Here is a 20,691-nt window from a genome sequence, read left to right on the forward strand (position 1 = left end):
TATGCAATAGAATCTACGTCATGAGCAAACTGCCCACCAGCTTTCTTACTTCCATGACCTTCATTGCGCTTCTAAGCATCTGTTTCATGATTTCAACTTTCCGGGAACCTGAAAATATAACACAAGTTACGTTTGGATGCAAAATAAAATGCCCTTCCGACTTTTCTTAAGGGAGTGAAGGGCAAATTTGGTGCTCCACATAATTCTCTAAAATGCGGATTTAATTTCTATTGATTTTATCATATGCAAGGGGCATCCATTGGCGTTTCAAATGATCGCCAAATCATAGTGCCCGAATCCGAATACGGATTGTTTCCCTACATGAATCCATTGACCTAAAAATAATAGTGGTATGAACGGCGCTATCTCCCCTTGGTAACGTACCATTCCCAACATGCCTTTCATTGTAATCGATTGTTTCTGCCTCATCGAATAACGATGCATTTCTGACCACTGGAGTGTCGAATAAACCATTTTGGTCTGTTCAGCTGCTTGCAGCCAATCAGCTCCTTCAGTTCCACTTGTGAAACGACCGTGGTGATAGAATAATAAAGACCGAACACGCCGATATAAGTTCAATATGATCTCATGGAAACTGACTTCTAATTGATATTGATGATTAACTTGTATGCGCGTTGGCGTAATGAATCTCAGTTCAGCTACGGTTGCATTCAAATCCGCTTCTTCGCAGGCTTTTATTATCATCTCTCCGGTTATTACCAAAGGCGGATTAGATATCCGTCCAGTTCTACCATCATAGACAATGTTTACCAAACCATTTAAGGCTGTAGATGAGATTCTTTCAATTCGGTAAGTATGCTTATTCTTGCCTAGGCCTAATTCCCCCAGTTGCTCCACAGCGTAAATAAATTTCTGATATTGTTGAATCGCATCTCCGAACAAGATCAATTCCAGTTCGAAACATTCTCCTTGCTTTCGTTCCGTTCGTTCCGTGATGCCACTACGCAAAATGAAGGGCCGTACATAAGGCATATATTCACCTTGAACTGTTAATGAAGGCATTTCTTCATATAACTGCGGATAGCTACAATTAGCCGATCTCTCGCATTCCCCGCAAACTCCGATGTTAGGGCACATCAACTGCTTAAGCATAAAACCGAGTCCTCCTCTAAACAAGGAAGCTGTAAAGGCAGGCAACGGCATGTCGGATAGGGCGATCAGACTTATACTTAATCTTGTCAACTGAATGTTATTTAGCATACTTTTTGATAATACCCCCATTTTGCTGCGCCCGATTGAAGCAAGGACTGATTCATAGTCATTTAATTTTCTAATAAATATAACATAAAACTAACCAAAACTTACCCCTTCATGTACTGATCTTTCTCGGTACACAAGTGATTGTAAATCCTAAATTTATCTTTGTATACCTTTTACCCTGTTTCAGCAAATATTACTTTTGTATACTCAATTTAAGAAATAGCTATCCAAATATCCAACATACTCAGTAGTGAAAAACAAATGAAAGGCAGGTATTGTTATGGTTTGGGAAAACGAAGATCGAGGTCATCACGGCTATCAACAATCGGAGAGGGATTTAGACAATGAAACGAAAGACTTCGGAAAACCTGAGTGGCAACGAGAATACGGAGATCTCTTGAGTGAAAGAGATGACAATAAAATTCTAAAAGTTTGTTCCATTCTATGTTTTGATTTCCAGGTCATTCAGGAAGTATCCAATTCCCACTAGCAACTTAATTGCCCATGTGCAGCTACTTTCATCCATTTCTGTTGCTTATCAAACGAACAAACAGGAGGAGATTATCAATGTTAAAAAAGATCTTAACCACTATTTTATCCCTTGCACTTATCTTTATGCTGTTCCAACCAGCATCGGCAAGCGCGGCGGCAGGGAACTACACGTATTACGGGAAAAACCAAGAAATCCAAGTAATGCTTAACACGACTTACACTGTAAAAAATGCAATTAATTGGCGGGGATTTTATGGGGATCTAGGTATTCAGTTGTCCTTTATTGTGGACGCAAAAGGCGTTGTAAAGGTGACAGCTGTAGACTACTACATTCCTCGTGAATGGTTCCCTAACAAGTATGAAAAGTTAGGGAAGAAGATGCTCCAACCTTACTCCGCTAGAGTTGACTACAAAGCAATTATCGGTTCACCAATTGGCGATATTTTAACTGATTATCCTTTCGTAGTAGGTGGCATTACTCTCAAATCAGGGTCATTAAACACCTCCAAGAAAACTGCGGTAGCGGTCTTCTCTTCTACTCTAGTTTTTTAATCTCTACCTTCCCCTTCATGTGTCGTTTTCATGAGAAAAGGGAAAAAGCTTACTTTTATTTTTTTATAATATTTCGGAGGAGCTGATTTATATGCCTTGGTGGAGTAAGGACGAAGATGATTCTAGAGATCATCACGGTTGGACCCAAAATCAACGTGATTATGATAACGACCGAGAAGACTTTGGGAAAACAGAAAATCAACGTGATATAGATCGTGAACGACGAGAATACGGTTCCCCTTGGCAGGAACGAGACGAAGATTAAAGAAAATACAAAGAAGAAAAGTCTTGCGCGGTTAATATTGAATTAGAGGGTGTCGAGTAACTGGCATCCTTTTTTTGTTCAATAAAATCAACGTTTTAAATGTATGATTTAATTTATTTATCGGAAGTCAGCAATATAGCTCATTATGGCAAAAGTCTATAAATACAGGCGATTGAATGTGTGATTCTTTGTATTAACGTACATTGGCTAAGGGCTTTCGTTGCTACGCATTATGCCTTCATGTTAAATAAACACACACTAAAAGCTACAATATCTTAGTCGTAGGGGTCTTGTTTCCTAAATGCGAGTCCATGGACAGTTTCCAGAAAAAAACGTAAAAGATCCGAGACCATAAGTGGCTGTTCGGATCTTTTTTGTCTTAATCCCCTCGTATTGGGGCAACATTTGCAACAAGCCTACCGAAGATAAAAAAGGAGGTTACGCATTCGAGTTTCAATCCCCTCATCACGGGGATGAAATTGCTACCTCACCTTTATAGAAGCATTAGTACCTCTACATTTGAATGCAGCGCTTTTTCGCGAACCTAATTTTAAAACAACGTAACGTGGGTCTAACTTCGGTCAAAGGCATTTTGCCAACTCATCGGAAAATAGATTCCAGTACCACCGCAAATGTGTTAATCCCCTAAACGGGGAAAAGGCATTTCGCCTGTACGATCATTTCCGCTGAATATCAAACAGAGATTAGCAACGAATTAAAATTTGTTGAAATGCTTGGCGAACGCGCGACGGCTTCGCAGATAAATAATATTACGAGTCTTTTATCGAACAATCTTAGGTAAAGCCCTATGAAATCTAACCCGACTTCGTTTTTAACATTTTTCTTCCTATCGTAATTTTCAAACAAAAAAATACGATTCCGAGCCAATACGAAAGCCAACCGTACTTAATCATTAAATATATCCATCCATCCACCATCCAAGCATGGCAAGCATTGAATAAGGTTGCGGAAGAAGCGGGGCTTGAGCATATTGGAACACATACGCTTCGGAAAACATTTGGCTATCACTACTACACCGATACGACAGTAAGAGGTCTTGGAGATAAAGCGTTGACGTACCTTCAGCATATGTTCAACCACACTTCACCGCAAGCAACACTTCGTTATCTTGGAATCACTGTATCAGAAATTGAGGAATCATTGGAGGACTTCCATTTATGAGAATCAAACCGAGAGCGTTAATTACTCGCCCTTCAGTGCTTTAGCGTCAGCAACGCCTTTCTTAACAACTCTTGACACCGTTCTATTCCCTTATACTAATGACACTAATGACAAAAAACCGCACTCTCTGGTTAGGAGGGAACAGTTTTTAAAACTTTTTTTATATCCCCAAACTTTATATTGATTAAGGTGTTGGGGCACCTATTGATACTTACAATCAAAATACGATTATGAGCTATGATAATACGTTTCAATCCACTATTGTCGGGGCACCTATTGCTACGCAAAGTTGTTTGAAGTTGGTTTGGATCGAGATGAAATGTGGGTTTCAATCCCCTATTGTCGGGGACCTATTGCTACTCAAGACATTCCTAAACGCAATACCCGCTGATATCAAAGCGTTTCAATCCCCTATTGTCGGGGCAACTATTGCTACCGCTGGGCCTGTAGAACCTGTCATATCAAGGTCTCTCAGGCTTAAATCGCGAACCTCTTCAGGCGAGTACGACTTGATACCACTATTATAGTACAAAATTTAGAAATTGCCTAGAGAATTGCGGATCACGAACCTCTGCGAGCAATTCCAATGATGGGTCATATATTTCGCAAAACAAGGTTTCTATTCCTTCCAACAAACAGGCGAAGCCGATCCGATAACCCACCACTTATCGCTACGATAATGATACCGCTCTAGAACCTCTTTAGTAAAAATATCCGTGCACATTCCTTCTATTGGCTCCGGAGCATCATCCCAACTGAAGTAGATACCGTCCTTTTTGTAATAAGTATCAGTGTGGAAACCTTGCCAAACAATCTTATGCCAGTGGTATTTCTGGTAAATCTGCTCAGGAGTCATTACTTTTCCATATCTGTCCATAATGTAATGCGCGACATACTTCGTTGTTTCTATTTGTGTAGCCCCGTACATAGTCATTCACCACCTAAACACGAATATCAGTTCCCACATTTTACGCGGTAGATTGGAAGTTCTCTACACACTCTTTCCAGTGAGCTACTTAATAGCCATTAATAATAAATTCATCGTAATTTTTCGCGGCTTATACTTCGGAGTATCCGCCTTTATGACAAGAAACTGCAACAATTCGTTCTAACTAAGGCCACGTATCTTCTTCATCACTTAGGGCGGTATCTACCCGAGAAAGCGTTGATTTTGTTGTTTCACAAAGAGCAAAAAAACTATTCAGAGATAGAAACGAGTTAAATTGCTCTAGTCCATCGTTCGCCGACAAAGAAGAGCTGAGCTTGTTAGTTGAAATTAAATTTTTCATGTTACTACTCCTATTACAGCCCCCTTTATGAGAGAGGGGGGAATCTGTGTTAAAAAGTCCCCTCTCTACTGGGATTGCAAAACGAATGAAATTCTTTGCGAAAAATCATCCATCTTACTCTAGGATCTTAGAGACCTGCGGAATTAGATTTTGGTCGATTAAATCATCTATTCCCTTACCTTGGGAGATATCCCACATCGCTAGACTTATGGCCATATCCGTTTCTTTTGCGAAAAACTCCACACAATGTTTCAATGCCATCTCAACTTGAGGCGTATTAACGACGTCTGCATCATAAGCAAAGACGACGTGTTTACAGCCCAGTTTCTTTAAAGGCTCGAGTAGCAGTGAAAATGCTCCAACACCAGGAATACCGAAAACTGGCTTAACCAGTCCATCAGCTGCCTTATCGGCTTTGATCGATCCCTCAGTTACCCAAACCTCCGAAAAATCGATAAGCGTGTCTGCTCTTTGACCAACTTCCCAATACTTTAAACATGGATGCGGTAAAGCTAAGTGTACTGGCAGTGGGCCTCCAATGGAAGACCCATTGTCTTTTGAACCACTGCTCCACCACCAATACCGCTGTCCCTGCTTCAACTCAACACTGAAAACAAACTGGCCTGATTCCGAGAAGCACTCTTTCTTCATTTTCTCCGTAAGCTCGACCACTAGCATTTTATCCTGGATAAGCAGCGAGCACTTTGCCCGTCGTTTTCCATTTGCATCATGAGCGAGTTCCTCCAAGATTTTTCCTCTTATATGACCCTTCATCGCCAATTCAAGAGGCGGTTGATCCACCCTTATCTGCCAACCCGAAATCTCGTTTGTAATCGAACGAAACGGGATCATTAAACCCGTACCACCAGACATTGTCCAGTAAGGACCATAGCGTCCCTCGGCACAAAAGAAGCCAGGGACGCCCAACAGGTCACTTTGATCACTCAATCGGTTGATAACACCTTTGGCAATCTTAAACCGATCTTGTGTAGGCATTGTTCGATACTCACGCAACCGAATTGCTTCATCGGTCATATGACGGGCATTTCGCAAATGTTCAGAATGGAATGAGGATAACGGGAGCTCTTTGGTCAAGGCACGATAAGCACGATTGAGATGGTGATCCTGCTTCTTTTCGACAGCGTTACTCACTTCGATCTCAGCCTTCGTTTTTGAGACAGCATTAGGATCCAAGTAATGACGGAATTGACGTCCTATGACCGAATCGAAATGGTCATCTGACGGTACCCTCATACAGTAAACGATGGTTTGCTCGTGATTAATGCGACACCATCCCTTTTGACCGCATATTGGGCAAGACGTCATGATCTCAAACCATCCTGCGTGCTTTGTCTTTCGAAGCTTCATTTCCTCAACCTCTTCCTTTACGATGCCTGAGTTCGTTTCTCCACTTTTAAGTTCTCTTCGATTATCCGCAGCTGACCTACGTTAAGACTGTTAAACCGGCTGTTCCAATTGATTTTAAGCAACGTTTGCACCTTTGTTTTTATGGTTGCTTCTGGCCATCCCTTGGTTTGATCCATCAATCGGCTAACCAATTTATTTTTCTCTCTGCGTAATTCATCTGCATCCTCCGAATTACCCTGAGATTGTTCGCTATTCAAATTACTTTGATTATTCGAACGTTCAGGTTGCGACTGTGATCTCTGTTGGGATTGGTAACGATCCATCGACGTAGATGACTGCTGCTGCTCGCTTCTATTCGAAGATTGCTCGCGTCCTTGCGATTGTTGCTGACTTCGATTAGCATGCGTACCAGCTTGGTCTGATTCGCCTGTCGGTTGTTGTCCGTTTGAACCACCAGATCCCTTACCATTTTCCTTTAAGTTCTCAAGCGCTTTCTGCCGAGTAATTGCCATATAAACATCTTCGTATGAGGACAACCCTGATCCAATGTTCCCATAGCCGCCGTGAGACAATGCTCGCCCAACTGCACTTGTGGATGCATTTTCAATCGGATTAGTGGCATCAACTCCAGTACCGCCAAAACCAATAACGGCGCGTTCCTTCGTCTTAAACGCTTGCCCATACTTGTTCAAACCCTCAAATGTGCAAGTGATGACCCAATAATCGTGAATCTGTTCCGCATACGTGTCGAGCGTGTACGTTGCAGCGTGCTGCTTATGTACATCGATCATTTGAGAAATCCTGCCCTCAACGTCAACATACGGCCTGAATGTCTCTATGTATGTTTTTCCGTAATAAGAATGCAGTCCCTTTTCCCGAAGATCTGGTCCAAGAGTGAACTGTTTGTCAAAAATCTTTTCCTTTTGTGATAGCAGACGAATATGCTTGTGATACTCAGCAGGAACTGACTTATAGACCGCTTCAATGTGGTCGTGCGCCAACTTCCGTTTTTCCAAAGCAATCTTTAACACATTCGTACTTTCTTCGCCCGCTAAGTAAGGGTTTTGATCTCTGCTCATTTTCGCATTCCTCCAAACAATTATTTTTGAATTACCTCCAGCTCCTTGCATGCTGATCATGGATCCAAGACCATCACTCCTTATCTTCAAATTACCAACCAATAAAAAAAAGACGCTTCGTATTGCAAGCGTCTTTTACCGAAAAATGGAATCAAAAAAAGGGCATACGGGTAGCGTATGTCCTTTGAGCTTCCATTTACAGTGCTAATTTGCCTGAATAAGCATTTGAATCATTTGCCATTCAAACATTCCCATTCTTCGTCGAATAGGTGACGACAAAGAAAAAAATAATGTAATACGTAATAAATAGAGTATAGCATCTGATCAAAAATTGGTAAAGAATCAATCCATAGGAGATTTCCCGATGTACCAACACTACTTGGAAAATCCTGTAGTCTCAAGAACTTCCCGATTTTTCCATCCTCTCGCTATCAAAAATTATGTGAATATAAACGATCCAAAAGCGCATTGATCAACACCTGCTGATTACCTCTACGCAATTGGGCGATAAAATCAACAAATAGAATTGACATTAATTCGGCAAGCGACATTTCAAACTCCGGGAAAATTGAACCTGCGTCATACAAAAATACTTCCCCCCTTTGTGCACTCTCGCGCCGTAGCTGCACCTCCATTTGCGCCCATCGTTTTGGAGCTATGTAGTGATTACCACTTTCATCTCTCTTCTTCCGAGGAAAATGTATCCTCCGCTTCTCTAGCAATCCGCGAACAGTGTCTTCCATCGTAACCGTATGTGCGTTAATTTTCACTTCATTAAGGTTTTCTCTTATCTGCACGATGAAGTCCGTATATAGAATATGAACCAAATGCTCAACATTTAGGTTTGCAAAAGCCCCATTAGTCTTGTCATTAATGTCGCTGATAAAAACCTCTGCTCGTTTAAAATCAATTTCTTCGGCACGAATGTTGATACGCTCGAAACTCTTTTTACTCTTAAATAAAGAGCTCCATGATAAACCCCCTATATTGCCAACGAGTCTTTTATTTGCCTGCTCGATATGCATCCGAATCTACCTCCGCTCGATATATGATATTCATGATTAATCTGTACACCGTTTTCCTTATGGATAAATTCCACTTCATTGCGAGTTCTTCAATGATTTCAAAGTCACGCAGTAAAGGCTCAACATGCATATATTGTCCAGTGTCGTTGTACACAAGTGGCGGGAACTTTTCGGGAAAGACGTTATAACGATCGAGCGCTTTTTTCAGCACATTCGTATTCGAAATCGTTTCATACTTCTTGCTTGGATCACGGTTTTCTATTCGTAACTCTTTAGCTAGTCGACGTAACTCCTGTCTCTGCTCTGGAGTGACTGGAAACTTTATATCCTTCTTTTTATCCGATCGTTCCATTCTAACGCGTTGTTTAGCATCTTTGGGGGCTTTCTTTGTAGTTATTGGTTTAACGTCCTGTGATTGAGTTGACGGCTTCTTAACCACAGGAACGGGATCTGCAAATGTTGTGAATAATGAATTAAGACTGTTGCTCATTGTCTCAGTCTCCTTCTTAACGATACCGTTTTATTGGTGAGCCCATAATTCCATAATTCCATTTTTCCAACTCTTTAGGACAAGTATATGTGGAAGTCTTTCAAGTAGAACTCCCTCTATCAAAAAAGTTTGACAGCCCAAAATACAATGTATAAGTCTTAATCGAATAGTCGATGATAGATAGTAATCTATTATTCTATGAGGAGGAATTTTTATTATGGCAACCAACGGTATAACAAAGGAACAAGCAATGAAACTTGCCGCAATTATGACAAAAAACTCTGCCAGGATCGGCGTACCAAAAGTCGTAAAGAAATAACAAACGGTGTCGCCCTTAGAGCTACACCATTTTCATTAGAAAATGAAGGGGCTATAGCGCTATATGATTTATAGAATGCTTTGGATTAAACTATTCGCTTGAAAATATTCTCTTTGGTCTTGATCAAACAATACTCCCTCAAGAAATATCCATCCTCCACTTTTATTATTTCATCAGAATAATTTATGATTTTCCCAGTGTAGTCGCAAAAATCTTTTATCCATACTTCAATATTTACTTCATTTGAGATGCAGCATTTTAGTTGCGAATCAGTCGATAAGATTGTAGATTTCTTTTGCATGTTATATCCTCCTGTTTTTAAAAACAAAAAAAGCACGTACTTATCCCTTCAATGGAATAAGCAGTGCTCCTGCTTTTTTGTTATTATTTGTAAATAATATAACAAAATTTCATATAGGTTGTAAAGTACCTTCTAACGTATGTACAAAAACCTATTTTTTGTAATCCTACGTCTTTGCAGACGAGGTTGCTGGTTGCAGTAGTCTTCCGCGGCAAGATCAACGCACAATTTATGTTCTAATCTTTACCATTGCTCTAAGCTCTTCCATCTTTTGATTCCCTTTCTCCGTAAGTACCCACTGATCCCTATCGATTTGCTTAATTACCCCGTTCGAGCGTAAATTGTTTTTGGCGTACCCAACAATCGCAACTAACTGGTTTCGCCCCGATTCATACTGAGTATTCCGATGGTCCTCGGTTAAATTAAACTTCTTGGTAATGACCTCGTAGGCTTCCTCTGTGGAGAGGGGCCGCCCGCCATGGATAAAGAGCTCGTGCATATGGAGTGCCAGTTGAAATTCTATTGCACTTTGATCGGGAAGTTTGATATCCATCATTATAGAGTGCCCCCCTCTTCGATAGATAGTTCCTTTCCGCAAGCCTCACAAGACAGCAGTTCTATATTGTAGGAATTGTTGATATAAAGCTGGACGGGTCCCTCCATCTGGATATCCTTGTGCTTTGTAAGGCCTCTACTCTTAAACGTTAGGTTACTCGAGGCACCGCAAGTGCATGAAAGCTTGAACATAAAATGATTACCTCCTGTAGTTTGGTTGTGGTTCGGCTCCATTATAGAAACTCATAACCGTTTTCCTTGACGATTCATCATAATTAAATATCCTCATCAAATTCACGAATCCAGAAGTTCCCAAAGGTCAACCGGATGAAGACTCCCCTCTGACGGCTCAAGGGATGGAAGAAGCTTTAAGTTACAACCGACGAACGTCATGATGTGCTCCTGCAAGTCATCTTCGTCTCCATATGGTAGCTCTCCTATATCTGCAATGTGGCGAAACCAAACTTCCCACAAATCAGTCAGAGCTATCACCTGCAAAAGTATGTGCTTTTGCTTTGTATCTGTTTTAGGGGAACGAAGAAGAGGGCCCCACACAACACCGAGTGTATATTTACTTTTCCGAATCTCGGTACACAACTGGTGAAGTAGGGATGTATAGCGATGAAGATCATCGACGACTTGCACCACGCCATGCCAATAATCTCTGAGCAAGCCAAACAATTGAGATTGTTGCAAAAGCATCTCCATTTCCTGCTCGCTTCGACTCAATGGAAACCGAGAATTCAAGCTCCACCCTTCCACAAAATCGTAATCTTCTTCCCAAAACACATGCATCTCATCCTGTAGATCACTCAGCGCCGATACAAATGCTTCGTGAAAAATGTTCTTGTCCTTCAGCGCGCTGTACCAGTAGATGAAGCCGAAGGATACGATCTGATGCGGCACACAATCTTGTAACTGCAGCCGCTGCACCGTCTGGTCTATCAGTAGTGATAAGGTGGTCATCGCATCAGAGTTCTGCCCGTTCAGAGGTCGATTCTGCAACAATGAGCTCACGTCTCCTTTAGAAAGTTCTATTTTGGCGACCAAAATGTTGTTAGGAACTGAAGAATTGGATTCAAAGGACAACTCATATTCCTGGACAACCTCGAAATAGTCCGAGACTTTGGAGATTGACAACAACGACGTACCTTCCTTTCCGTACAGTGTGATGACCATCTTGTTAAAGCGTCGATAGAAGTAAGCAAACGCTTCTTTAGGGATGTCGCACGTTATGGAACCCTCATGACCTAATTCAAAAAAGTACGTTGTGCGGACAATTATTCCTCCTCTCGTGGGTGTACGCTAATTATAATACTGGTTAGACTAGATTTGTTGATTTCATCATTTCATCAGTTGTATTCATCAGTTCATCAGATGGCAAACAAAAAAACCACCCTTAGGAGAGTGGAATTTTAGAGAGTAGATAACTAAATTTTTGACTAATCGATTCTTCGGAGTCAATAGTGTACTCGAACACTCCTTCATCATTGGAGATGGATATAGTATATGGATATCCGTCCACTCCAGGCTCGAAGTCTTCACGATCAATGACTTCCATGATCAATTTCAGAGCAAAGTGCATATTGGGAGCGTGTATTATCTTTAATTTTGGTGCTCCGGCTTCCTCCCATACCATTGAGAAAACATAAACCTTTTGTTCCAGTATAGATTCGACAACGGATAGGAAATTAAGAGCTCCACCATTTGTATCGAGAAGGAATTGCTCACGTTTACCGGCCAGGATATATCGGTTAGAGAGAGAATTCACTTCTTGGTATGCCTCACGTAAGGAACACCAGTAGGCATCATAATCTTCACAAAGATCCGTTTGTATACAAGATAAATCGTCAAGAAACTGGTTCATGACATCTCTGAGCTTTACCAATTTTACGACGGATTGTTTCTGTTCATTCACGATGGTTTGTTTCTGTTCTTCTACGTTGGTTTGTTCCTGTTTATACAATGAATCCTCAGAAGCATCCGCTTTAATATATTCTTCGATCTGTGATTTAATCAAACTAAGTTCCTTATCGAGACCCTTGTGCAGACCTTTGAAAATACAACCCTCCTTCAGAAGTTCCATGTGATAAAAGAAATAGTGAATGCATTTGCCTACATATGTAGCGTTGCGACACGAACATAAAAATTCATCTTTTTCGTTTTTGCCATAACTTCCGTTCGGGTCGCATTGACGAAAGTCGGCAAATGTAACAAATGAGTAATTGATATTACCTTTTCTACCATTATTTAAATAACTGAGATGTCTCCTGAATTTTTCTTTAGCTATATCTTCATTATCTTCTTCATCATCGTATCCAGCAGGCACATTGAAATTATTATATTTAGTTGCACTTCCCACCTGACTATAACCTTCATAAATGTATTTCCTCATATCCTGATACCCAATCTCAGTGTTCTTCTCTTGCTTTTTCTTTTTGATCCTTTGTTTTTCCTTATTTATAAACCATTTTGTAAGCACATCATACGGCTTCCGATGGTCTTTAATATCAAAATGTTGGGAACGATTCATGTGGGGCTCCTTTTCCGATTTCATTTTCTAACAGTCACCACAACCAAATTACACCTTAAGCAAATGACTAGAGGAACATTGGTATTTAACATTTCTTACAATCTACTTCTTCTTGCTTGATTCGAATCCCTTTTTTCGTAGATACCCAGAATCGAAGCTCTGTAATCCAGCGGATAGGCTTTAACGAGCGCATATTCCAAGTCATATTTAACCGACTTCACTGGGAATTCATTGTCTCTGTGTGATTGTACTATTTAATCTTCACAAGAAAACAATAAATTTGAGAATATATAATGCTTCTTTCTAATATAAACTTATATATAGTAACCCTTTAATAAGATATAATCCTTTCTTTTATAGGAGGGCTAGAGACTAGACGTAGTATAGCTTCGCGGTTTTTTGTGTTTATAAAACCATAGATGGTAACAGAGCTAAATTGTAAGAAACAAAAAGCATATCACGTTAAATTTACTAAATCAAAGATGTTTTGAATGCCCATCTATTTGTCCGTCAGTCCCCCTAGTTTCAAGAAATGAAGGGGATATTTATCCACAAAATTAGGCTGTTATAAAGTGAACCCACAAAAAGAATTTTGTTTTTAACAATCTACTACAGCTTGACTCACTAATTATGAAACGATGCTATATTAATATACCCACTCCAGATTTTGCTTTTTACATTTAACAATGATTAGAGATCTTCGGTTTTAGGTGAGATCTATTCAAAACAGCAGCGATCAGAGCTGGCAGCGTTGCACCGTGACGGTCTTTGAAGACACGGATACTCGATAAGACAGCACAAATACCCCTTCCTTTTTACAGGATAGGGGTATACTAGCCGACTAATTGACGTTTATACGAAAGAATCTCATCTTCCAATCGGAAACCAGGAGGAACAGATGGAACGAAGGATATGTCGGGTAGATTCTTAAGTTTTTCGAGTAGTTGTTCTATGACCTGTCTACTATAAGTCATCGAATCCTGCTTATCCGCCGCTGTTATCGTATTTTTGAGACATGCATCAGCTGTGTTCTGTTCGAGAAATAGGTATTGAAGCGGCTCTTTGAATTGCCGCTGAGCGGACATCCGTACCGAAGTGATGCCACTAAACCCATCGAGTCGACTATCGTATCGATAGTTCAAAGATTTTCTCGAAGCGGGAACCAGATAGCGATTGCGGATCTGCGAAGAGATTTCAGCAAAAATGGCCTTGATCTCACGCTGGCTATACACGGATAACGATGAAGCAAACTCATACTCTCTAGTTTCCTTATCCTCAATTTCGTCGCAGCCGGCTGTCACTAGAGCATCGATACCATACTGATTAGCTAGCGCCATCGTACGTATTTTAGTACGTGAACGAAGCTCATCTTTGATAAGGGTCACAACGTGGTTAGGATAAGCTTCCCTCATAAGAAGTTTACTTGAAAGTTTCTTCACTACATATCTGATCTCTCCAGAGCTGGCCGTTTTGAGTAGACGAACCATTTTCGTAAACTCAACGCCATTTTTATAGCCCTCTACCTCTGAGATCATATACTCGTTAAGTACACGGGAAACAAAGTTTGCCTTTCTTTTATAAGTCACCTTTAATGGAATGGGATCATGATACTCCGAAACTTGTTCAACCTTATACAGCTTTGGATTCACGAGAACGAACACTTTTTCAAAGTTTCTACCAGACTTCTCATAAAAGACTTTTGAAAAACACGCCTCATCACCAAAGATGATTTTCGTTCTTAGTGATTCAATCGTGTCTCGGACATGTGTGGTGTTCGCGTGAAGGAATAGAGTTATGTCTTGGTACTGAATATCTGTACTTTTTGTAGAATCGAATACGCGGAAAGATAATTTTTGTTCTGATGCTTTGACGCCTTGTTGTAAGTAAAAAGATAAAAAGATCTTTTGCTCTCTAAGCGTAAGAGAACTGAATGCATCACCAAAGACAAAGGGGTGAGCTTTGATGTGGTAACCGATCTTGCCCGTGCCTTCTTGTATGTAATGTTGTAGCTTTACAGAAAATAAGCCAGCTTCTACATGCTTCTCAATGTTCACAAGACCCAGCTTTTTAAATTTTTCGAAGGATGCATAGAATTGACTTGTGCATACTGGTTGTACAAAATATTCAGTTAAGCGGTCGTAAATATTGGCCAAAGCACGGATATCTGCAATATTCCCTACCGTGTTACAGATTTTCTGTAAAATGATAGCCAGTTGCAGATCCGATTGCGTTAGATGGTGAAGTAAGTACGATCGCTCTCCGCCCGTGGCGTTCACCAAAAAGGTTTCACCTGAGCCATACTGTAACTCGATGTTAAATAGAGCATTCATAAAGGAGACTGAAAGCACAACGGGATCCGTTGGCAGACCTAGTGTAAGACTGCGGCGATTAGCTAAAATCATCAAAACTCACCTCCTTTCATTTGAATATCTCTATTGAAAACATGTCGCTCTAATTGGTATAATAAGAAGTAACAAGGCAATAAGAAAGCAAGCCCTCAAGACTCCATTTTTAAAAATGGGATGAGCGCTGATTTTTTTATTTTAGGTTCTTGGTTGCCAGACCAAAGAGCTGGGTAATTCCAACTTAGATTAGACTCCCGAAGGTGGTTCGCCAAAACCACGAATCAGTAACAAATTCGAAGCTTCCAAGCGCCAACTTGGAGGCTTTTTTACTTTGTAAAGGAATCCGAAAAATGGAAAAGATTACTTCCACCTTTCGACAATATCACGAGTTATTCAATTAGGCAATCGGATATGAGGGTATGTTTCACGGGATAACAGGGTACATTTTTTCGGATAACAAGGTATATTTCGGATAACAGGGTATATTTCGAATAACAGGGTATATTTCGAATAACGGGGTATATTTTACCGGATATTAAGGTATATATCAGATAACAGGGTATTATTTTTCGGATAACAAAGTATATTTCGGATAACAGGGTATATTTTTTCGGATAACAGGGTATTTTTTTGCATAATAGTCTATTAAATATATAAAAATATTTTTCAAAATTACTAGGTAAGGGAAATTTTTTTAAAAAAAGACGATCTCAACGCATTACGCTGAGATCGCTCTAGTGAGGATACCGTTCCTCCAAGCTGCTACTTATCATGTATGCAAAACAGTAGTTACCCACCATTCAATGATTTCAATTGGTATGCCAATTTACACACAGGGTAGACCAACATTAGCTGAAATCCTTTTCTTCTTAGCCTAATAAGTTCACTTCACTCTCGTTTGATTCAATTAGTTCACCCTCGTTTAATTCGATTAATTCATGCTCAGACTGAACTGGGTCAAAATAAACAAAGTATTGGTCGCCCATTTTTCTTAGCTTTGGAGATGAAAGTACTTCATAAGAGGCAAACTCTTCAAATGCTCGCATGATAATTGTACGAGCCTTCGACTGGTTTTGATCATCAATTTGGCAGTGTTGTATAAGTCTATCCATCTCGAGCACATATCGATCGCTAGGCGTCTGTAAAACTGATAAAATAAATGGATATAGTGCTTTTGTTGTATTATTTTCAAAGTCATTAAGTAGAAGTAGATTAACATTTGTATATTTGCCAGCCAGCAGGTTTTTATGAATGTCATTAGCAAAAATAATCGTAGCTGAACGCTCGCGCCCTGCTTTCCCATGTAAAGCTAATTTTGCGAAAATATGCTCATATTCGATCCCTTCGCGGATCAGCCCTTGTTCATCCATGTACAGTTCTGTTACGAATGAAGTTGCGTACAGATTATTCAATGAGTTAAGGATATTGGTGTAGTCGCCACCGGAAGGATCGACGATAAACATTTCAGCAGCTAGCTCTTTAAAATCAAACGGGAACTCCTGCAATCTTCCGTTTTTCTGCCAAAGAGAACCAAGGCCAAGTAGTGTCAGTTCATCAAAAGTGTTAAGCAGTTTACCTTTGTCATTCCGATATGAAAGCCGCTTGTAACCATTACGGTATTGTATTAAAACACCATCTTTTTTCAGCTTTTCCAATTTAGACAGAGTTGGATATGATGAGGAGACAAATGGATATTGCACCAACGTATTCTCTAGAGGATGATTTGTATTTCTCTTAATGGCCATTTTTTTCTTTGCCATAGCATTATTGAGAATTCGTACTTTCATATTCAGCAAGCGTAAGTGCTCAAGGTCTTCTTGATGAATGCTTTCGTTGTTTTTTTGTTGTTGTAAGATTTTTTTATCTAGATCTGTTTCTTCGCGTTCCAACTCGAGCGCCGCTTCACGTAATTCAGAAGTATAAAAGTGAATGAGCTTTCCGGTACGAGCGTCCGTTTCGATGACGATCTTTTCATCGATCTCGTCCGAGTGAAGACCTTTCATTTTCATCAGATCCACTTGTGTGAGCAAATAAGGACCTTCCTTATCGATCACTTTCTCTATTTTCTTTTTCATTGTTTGTGGTTTCACCTCAGTAAGGTTTATTACCTTTATTGTACTCTGTAAAGATAGCATCGTCTATGTCACTCCTTAGAAGTGGTTTTAATTACCTACAGGTATGAATTTATTTCTATCGTAAAATAAAGACCACAAGGTACAGATCATTTCCTTGTGAGCTTTGTTTACGATAGCGTTAATGCAGCTGTTCCGATCAACAAAGAATCAAAACATAAATCCAACTTGTCCAGATTGATCCAATGAAACCGCGATCGAATCTTCTGTTACCCTTTTCGTTGCAGTCCACCCGAACGTGTAGATTTACCCATTTCAAAATTCCTCCTGTATTTTATTTCGAATTACCACCAATTTTTGTACGAATTAAGCCACTCGCAATGTACGGCAACTCCGTTTAGCGTAACGTAGTCCTGTCCCCATCAATTTGTATCGGAAGCTGCCGAGATAAGGAAAGTAAACAGGATGTTCCCCTGTAAATAGCAGACTCAATGGAATATCCACGTAAACGAGATCCTTCCCTTGCTTCTCCAGCATGATCGCCTTTTTTGAGTCATACCATGTTGGGAGAATGCGCGGACTACGTATAGATATACCGTTGTTGCGCGTCGTATATAGACGGATTTTTTCACTCGATAGCACCGTTAATATGGCGCACAGCATCTGAAAAATCACAAGCTTCCGCACCACCAAAACCTGTTTTTCGAAAATGAAATTTATATAAGTCATTCCATAACCTCCATTTTGCTTTTAGATTAAACTCTTGCTATCGGAAGCATCCAAAGATTTTTTAATTCAGTAGGAGGTTTAACCACCCGTAACCTTGAAACAATGTTCCAACTTCCTCCTTGGGCATAAAGAAACAGGAGCACGCAAAAAAAACATACGCATCTCGTATGTTCCAATGGTCTCCTGTGAATATGCCCTGTTCAAATGGCTATCAAAAAAATAGATATCCGTCTCCTCTTAGCATTCCAATTCCTCCTCGTTTTTGGGCATAAAAAAACAGGAGAACGCAAAAAACATACGGTGTTCGTATGTTCCAATGGTCTCCTGTGACTACACCCTGTTCAAATGGTTATCTACTAGATATCCGTCTCATTCCTTGCCGAAAATGTAACGACAAGGACAATCAATGTAATTCGTAATATCCACATTATACAACCTAATTGGACTTAAATAAAGAGTTTACTCGCTATTCAACCTCCTCCGGTATATACCTCACTTTGATTGTTCCTTTGCCCGGCTAATATGTTCTGCTCTTTTTCCGATGTCTGTTATGTTTGAGTTTTGAATAATTTCAAAATTCCTTTGAACTTGGTCACTAGTCAGGAATGGTTTATCTGAAGTTGCCCGTATCCGATTTATCTTTCGATTAATAAACTCAGAAAGTTCGGTATCATAAACAATCAGTTCATTGGATTCTATTTTACGCAATTCTGGATCGATACTGAAGCGACATCGCATTGTGAATGAGACTAGTGAAATATAAGTCAGTTCTGAGAATTCATAAAGAACTTGCTCAAGTGCTTTAATGTGTCCATAGTTCTGCTGGTCACCTATATATTGCTGTATGATGCCACGATGGCGGCCATACGCACATCTTTGGGCTTTACTAACGTATAGTTCTTGTCTGCTTGAAAGTTGTTATTGACCGATTTATTCAACAATCCCTCCATAACGGATCCGCCGATTTCACTGAACTCCGCACGATTCACCCAGTCCTTACCGATGACCTGTTCGATCGTTGGTCTACGATGCTTCGGGAGGTTCAGGCAATTTGAAGTTATCCAATGGCATCCGTGAAGCAACGGCATAGCCGCGCCTCCTTCCTGCTGGACTTCCATCCAATAAGGAAACTCTTTAGAGCTGGCGAGATGAAATAAAGTCATTTAATCTATACCTTGAAAACATACAAAATTTTTGCTACCGTTCATTTTCAAATTAGAATTAAATTCATTAATTTAAGTAAACTCCCGTTAAATTTTATCCAGTTGCATTGAAATAAAGTTATTTAATCAAAGTAATTTGTTTACAAATGTTAACATGTTGAGTTATATTTTCTATGTTCTATTTTGGCCAAAGTGCACGTGGTTTCTATTAAATGACTCTAATATTAGAGCCAGTGGAGCATTCCGAAGGGCTAATTTGTACCACACCTATTAAAAATGGCTACCCTCGTTTGAAGGCAGCCATTGAGTTTCGGTTTTCATTGCTGGGATAATTATTCAAGATAAGGAAAATGTCTAGTCAAATATTACTTTTCTTGGTAGAGCGGGTCTGGGAAGTAAGTCGACTCAAAAAGCTTTTCGCCTGTCTCGATAATTTCCGCCCTTTTGTAACGGAAAGTTCATCATTTTCAATTAAATAACTAATTAAACGAATGAACTTAACCATATTTGCCTTGGCAAAGACTAACTTACAACATTTGATGTTTTCTCCCGTTCGGACTAGGAGGCTATTCAATTCTTCATAGACGGCTTTCTTGAGCTTCATTTCTTCCAAGCTGCATTTTAAACGTTTCCATGACTTGAGTAGAAGTGGTGACGGTTTACACTTCATTCCCGGTTTCTCTTTCTTTGGTTTGACCACTTTTATTATCTTAATAATTTTGACTATTTTGATAATTTTACCGGGTTCTCCAATTTCTCCTCGCTCCCCTTTCGGTCCCATTGGCCCTGTTTGCCCTGATCCCGTCGGTCCCGTCGGTCCAGTCTGCCCTGTCGGCCCTGTTGGTCCAGTCGGCCCCGTCAGCCCTGTTGGTCCAGTCGGCCCCGTTTGCCCCGTTTGTCCAGTCTGCCCCGTCGGCCCCGTCTGCCCTGTCGGTCCTGTCGGTCCTGTCGGCCCCGTCGGTCCAGTCGTTCCCGTCGTTCCCGTCGGTCCAGTCGCCCCAGTCTCTCCAGTCGCCCCAGTCTCTCCAGTCGCCCCAGTCGCTCCCGTCGTTCCAGTCGCCCCAGTCTCTCCAGTCGCCCCAGTCGCTCCAGTCGTTCCAGTCACCCCAGTGGCCCCGGTCGCCCCGGTCGCCCCAGTCGCCCCAGTCGTTCCAGTCGCCCCAGTCGTTCCAGTCGCCCCAGTCGCCCCAGTCGTTCCAGTCGCCCCAGTCGTTCCAGTCGCCCCAGTCGTTCCAGTCGCCCCAGTCGTCCCAGTCGCCCCAGTGGCCCCAGTCGTTCCAGTCGCCACAGTCGTTCCAGTGGCCCCCGTCGGCCCCGACGGCCCCGTCGGCCCCGTCGGCCCCGTCGGCCCTGTCGGTCCTGTCGGTCCTGTCAGTCCTGTCAGTCCTGTCGCTCCTGTCGGTCCTGTCAGTCCTGTCAGTCCTGTCGCTCCTGTCGGTCCTGTCGGCCCCGCCGGCCCTGTCGGTCCAGTCGTTCCAGTTGGTCCTGTCAGTCCTGTCGCTCCAGTCGGTCCTGTTGGCCCAGTCGTTCCAGTCGTTCCTGTTGCTCCTGTCGTTCCAGTCGCCCCTGTTGCTCCTGTCGTTCCAGTCGCCCCAGTCTCTCCTGTTGGCCCTGTCGGTCCTGTTGGCCCTGTCGGTCCTGTTGGCCCTGTCGGTCCTGTTGGCCCTGTCGGTCCTGTTGGCCCTGTCGGTCCTGTTGGCCCTGTCGGTCC

At 41.2% G+C, this 20,691-nt stretch carries 19 protein-coding genes; 3 read left to right on the forward strand and 16 right to left on the reverse strand.

The genetic code is table 11. The features are described from left to right. Positions 1-267: 267 nt before the first annotated feature. Positions 268-1,242, reverse strand: a complete 975-nt coding sequence (gene cas6, locus AC58QO_RS31515) for a CRISPR system precrRNA processing endoribonuclease RAMP protein Cas6 (RefSeq protein WP_497272596.1) — start codon at positions 1,240-1,242, stop codon at positions 268-270. A gap of 546 nt (positions 1,243-1,788) precedes the next feature. On the opposite strand from cas6, the gene AC58QO_RS31520 reads away from it, so the two are divergent. From AC58QO_RS31520 to AC58QO_RS31530, 3 genes are all read left to right on the forward strand, one after another. Then, positions 1,789-2,265, forward strand: a complete 477-nt coding sequence (locus AC58QO_RS31520; protein WP_497272598.1) for a hypothetical protein — start codon at positions 1,789-1,791, stop codon at positions 2,263-2,265. Between the two features lie 91 nt (positions 2,266-2,356). After that, on the forward strand, positions 2,357-2,530 hold the full coding sequence (locus tag AC58QO_RS31525; protein WP_497272600.1) for a hypothetical protein: 174 nt from the start codon (positions 2,357-2,359) through the stop codon (positions 2,528-2,530). A 936-nt stretch (positions 2,531-3,466) separates the two neighbouring features. Beyond that, positions 3,467-3,712 carry a site-specific integrase gene (locus tag AC58QO_RS31530; protein ID WP_497272636.1) on the forward strand — a complete coding sequence of 82 codons (246 nt, stop codon included), beginning with the start codon at positions 3,467-3,469 and terminating at the stop codon, positions 3,710-3,712. A 619-nt stretch (positions 3,713-4,331) separates the two neighbouring features. Here the strand turns inward: AC58QO_RS31530 and AC58QO_RS31535 are convergent. From AC58QO_RS31535 to AC58QO_RS31605, 15 genes are all read right to left on the reverse strand, one after another. Then, complete coding sequence (locus AC58QO_RS31535) at positions 4,332-4,640, reverse strand: hypothetical protein (protein ID WP_497272602.1); 309 nt, start codon at positions 4,638-4,640, stop codon at positions 4,332-4,334. Positions 4,641-4,824: 184 nt separating this feature from the next. After that, on the reverse strand, positions 4,825-5,001 hold the full coding sequence (locus AC58QO_RS31540) for a hypothetical protein (RefSeq protein ID WP_497272604.1): 177 nt from the start codon (positions 4,999-5,001) through the stop codon (positions 4,825-4,827). Positions 5,002-5,115: 114 nt separating this feature from the next. Continuing rightward, entirely contained in the window at positions 5,116-6,369 is a 1,254-nt protein-coding gene (locus AC58QO_RS31545; protein WP_497272606.1) for a toprim domain-containing protein, read from the reverse strand. Positions 6,370-6,386: 17 nt separating this feature from the next. Continuing rightward, entirely contained in the window at positions 6,387-7,448 is a 1,062-nt protein-coding gene (locus AC58QO_RS31550; RefSeq protein ID WP_497272608.1) for a hypothetical protein, read from the reverse strand. Between the two features lie 431 nt (positions 7,449-7,879). Then, complete coding sequence (locus AC58QO_RS31555) at positions 7,880-8,473, reverse strand: hypothetical protein (protein ID WP_497272610.1); 594 nt, start codon at positions 8,471-8,473, stop codon at positions 7,880-7,882. Further along, entirely contained in the window at positions 8,451-8,963 is a 513-nt protein-coding gene (locus AC58QO_RS31560; RefSeq protein WP_497272612.1) for a hypothetical protein, read from the reverse strand. The genes AC58QO_RS31555 and AC58QO_RS31560 overlap by 23 nt, the downstream gene beginning before the upstream one ends. 404 nt (positions 8,964-9,367) lie before the next feature. After that, a complete protein-coding gene (locus AC58QO_RS31565) occupies positions 9,368-9,583 on the reverse strand; it encodes a hypothetical protein (RefSeq protein ID WP_497272614.1) in 216 nt (71 codons plus the stop codon). A gap of 229 nt (positions 9,584-9,812) precedes the next feature. Then, positions 9,813-10,139 (reverse strand): winged helix-turn-helix domain-containing protein, encoded by a 327-nt coding sequence (locus tag AC58QO_RS31570; protein ID WP_497272616.1) that lies wholly within the window; start codon positions 10,137-10,139, stop codon positions 9,813-9,815. A 293-nt stretch (positions 10,140-10,432) separates the two neighbouring features. Next, positions 10,433-11,278: a hypothetical protein gene (locus tag AC58QO_RS31575; RefSeq protein WP_497272618.1), complete on the reverse strand. Its 846-nt coding sequence runs from the start codon at positions 11,276-11,278 to the stop codon at positions 10,433-10,435. A gap of 259 nt (positions 11,279-11,537) precedes the next feature. After that, positions 11,538-12,671, reverse strand: coding sequence for a hypothetical protein (locus AC58QO_RS31580; protein WP_497272620.1), 1,134 nt, complete (start codon positions 12,669-12,671; stop codon positions 11,538-11,540). 833 nt (positions 12,672-13,504) lie between these two features. Beyond that, complete coding sequence (locus AC58QO_RS31585; protein WP_497272622.1) at positions 13,505-15,073, reverse strand: hypothetical protein; 1,569 nt, start codon at positions 15,071-15,073, stop codon at positions 13,505-13,507. 812 nt (positions 15,074-15,885) lie between these two features. Further along, positions 15,886-17,091, reverse strand: coding sequence for a hypothetical protein (locus tag AC58QO_RS31590; RefSeq protein WP_497272624.1), 1,206 nt, complete (start codon positions 17,089-17,091; stop codon positions 15,886-15,888). 363 nt (positions 17,092-17,454) lie between these two features. Continuing rightward, the gene (locus AC58QO_RS31595) at positions 17,455-17,817 is read right to left on the reverse strand and encodes a hypothetical protein (RefSeq protein ID WP_497272626.1); all 363 of its coding nucleotides are present in this window, start codon (positions 17,815-17,817) and stop codon (positions 17,455-17,457) included. Between the two features lie 830 nt (positions 17,818-18,647). After that, entirely contained in the window at positions 18,648-18,980 is a 333-nt protein-coding gene (locus AC58QO_RS31600) for a hypothetical protein (protein ID WP_497272628.1), read from the reverse strand. A gap of 358 nt (positions 18,981-19,338) precedes the next feature. Then, on the reverse strand, positions 19,339-20,691 hold a 1,353-nt coding region (locus AC58QO_RS31605), incomplete at its 5' end, for a collagen-like triple helix repeat-containing protein (RefSeq protein ID WP_497272630.1).

The sequence above is a fragment of the Paenibacillus sp. J31R30 genome, from assembly GCF_059692115.1.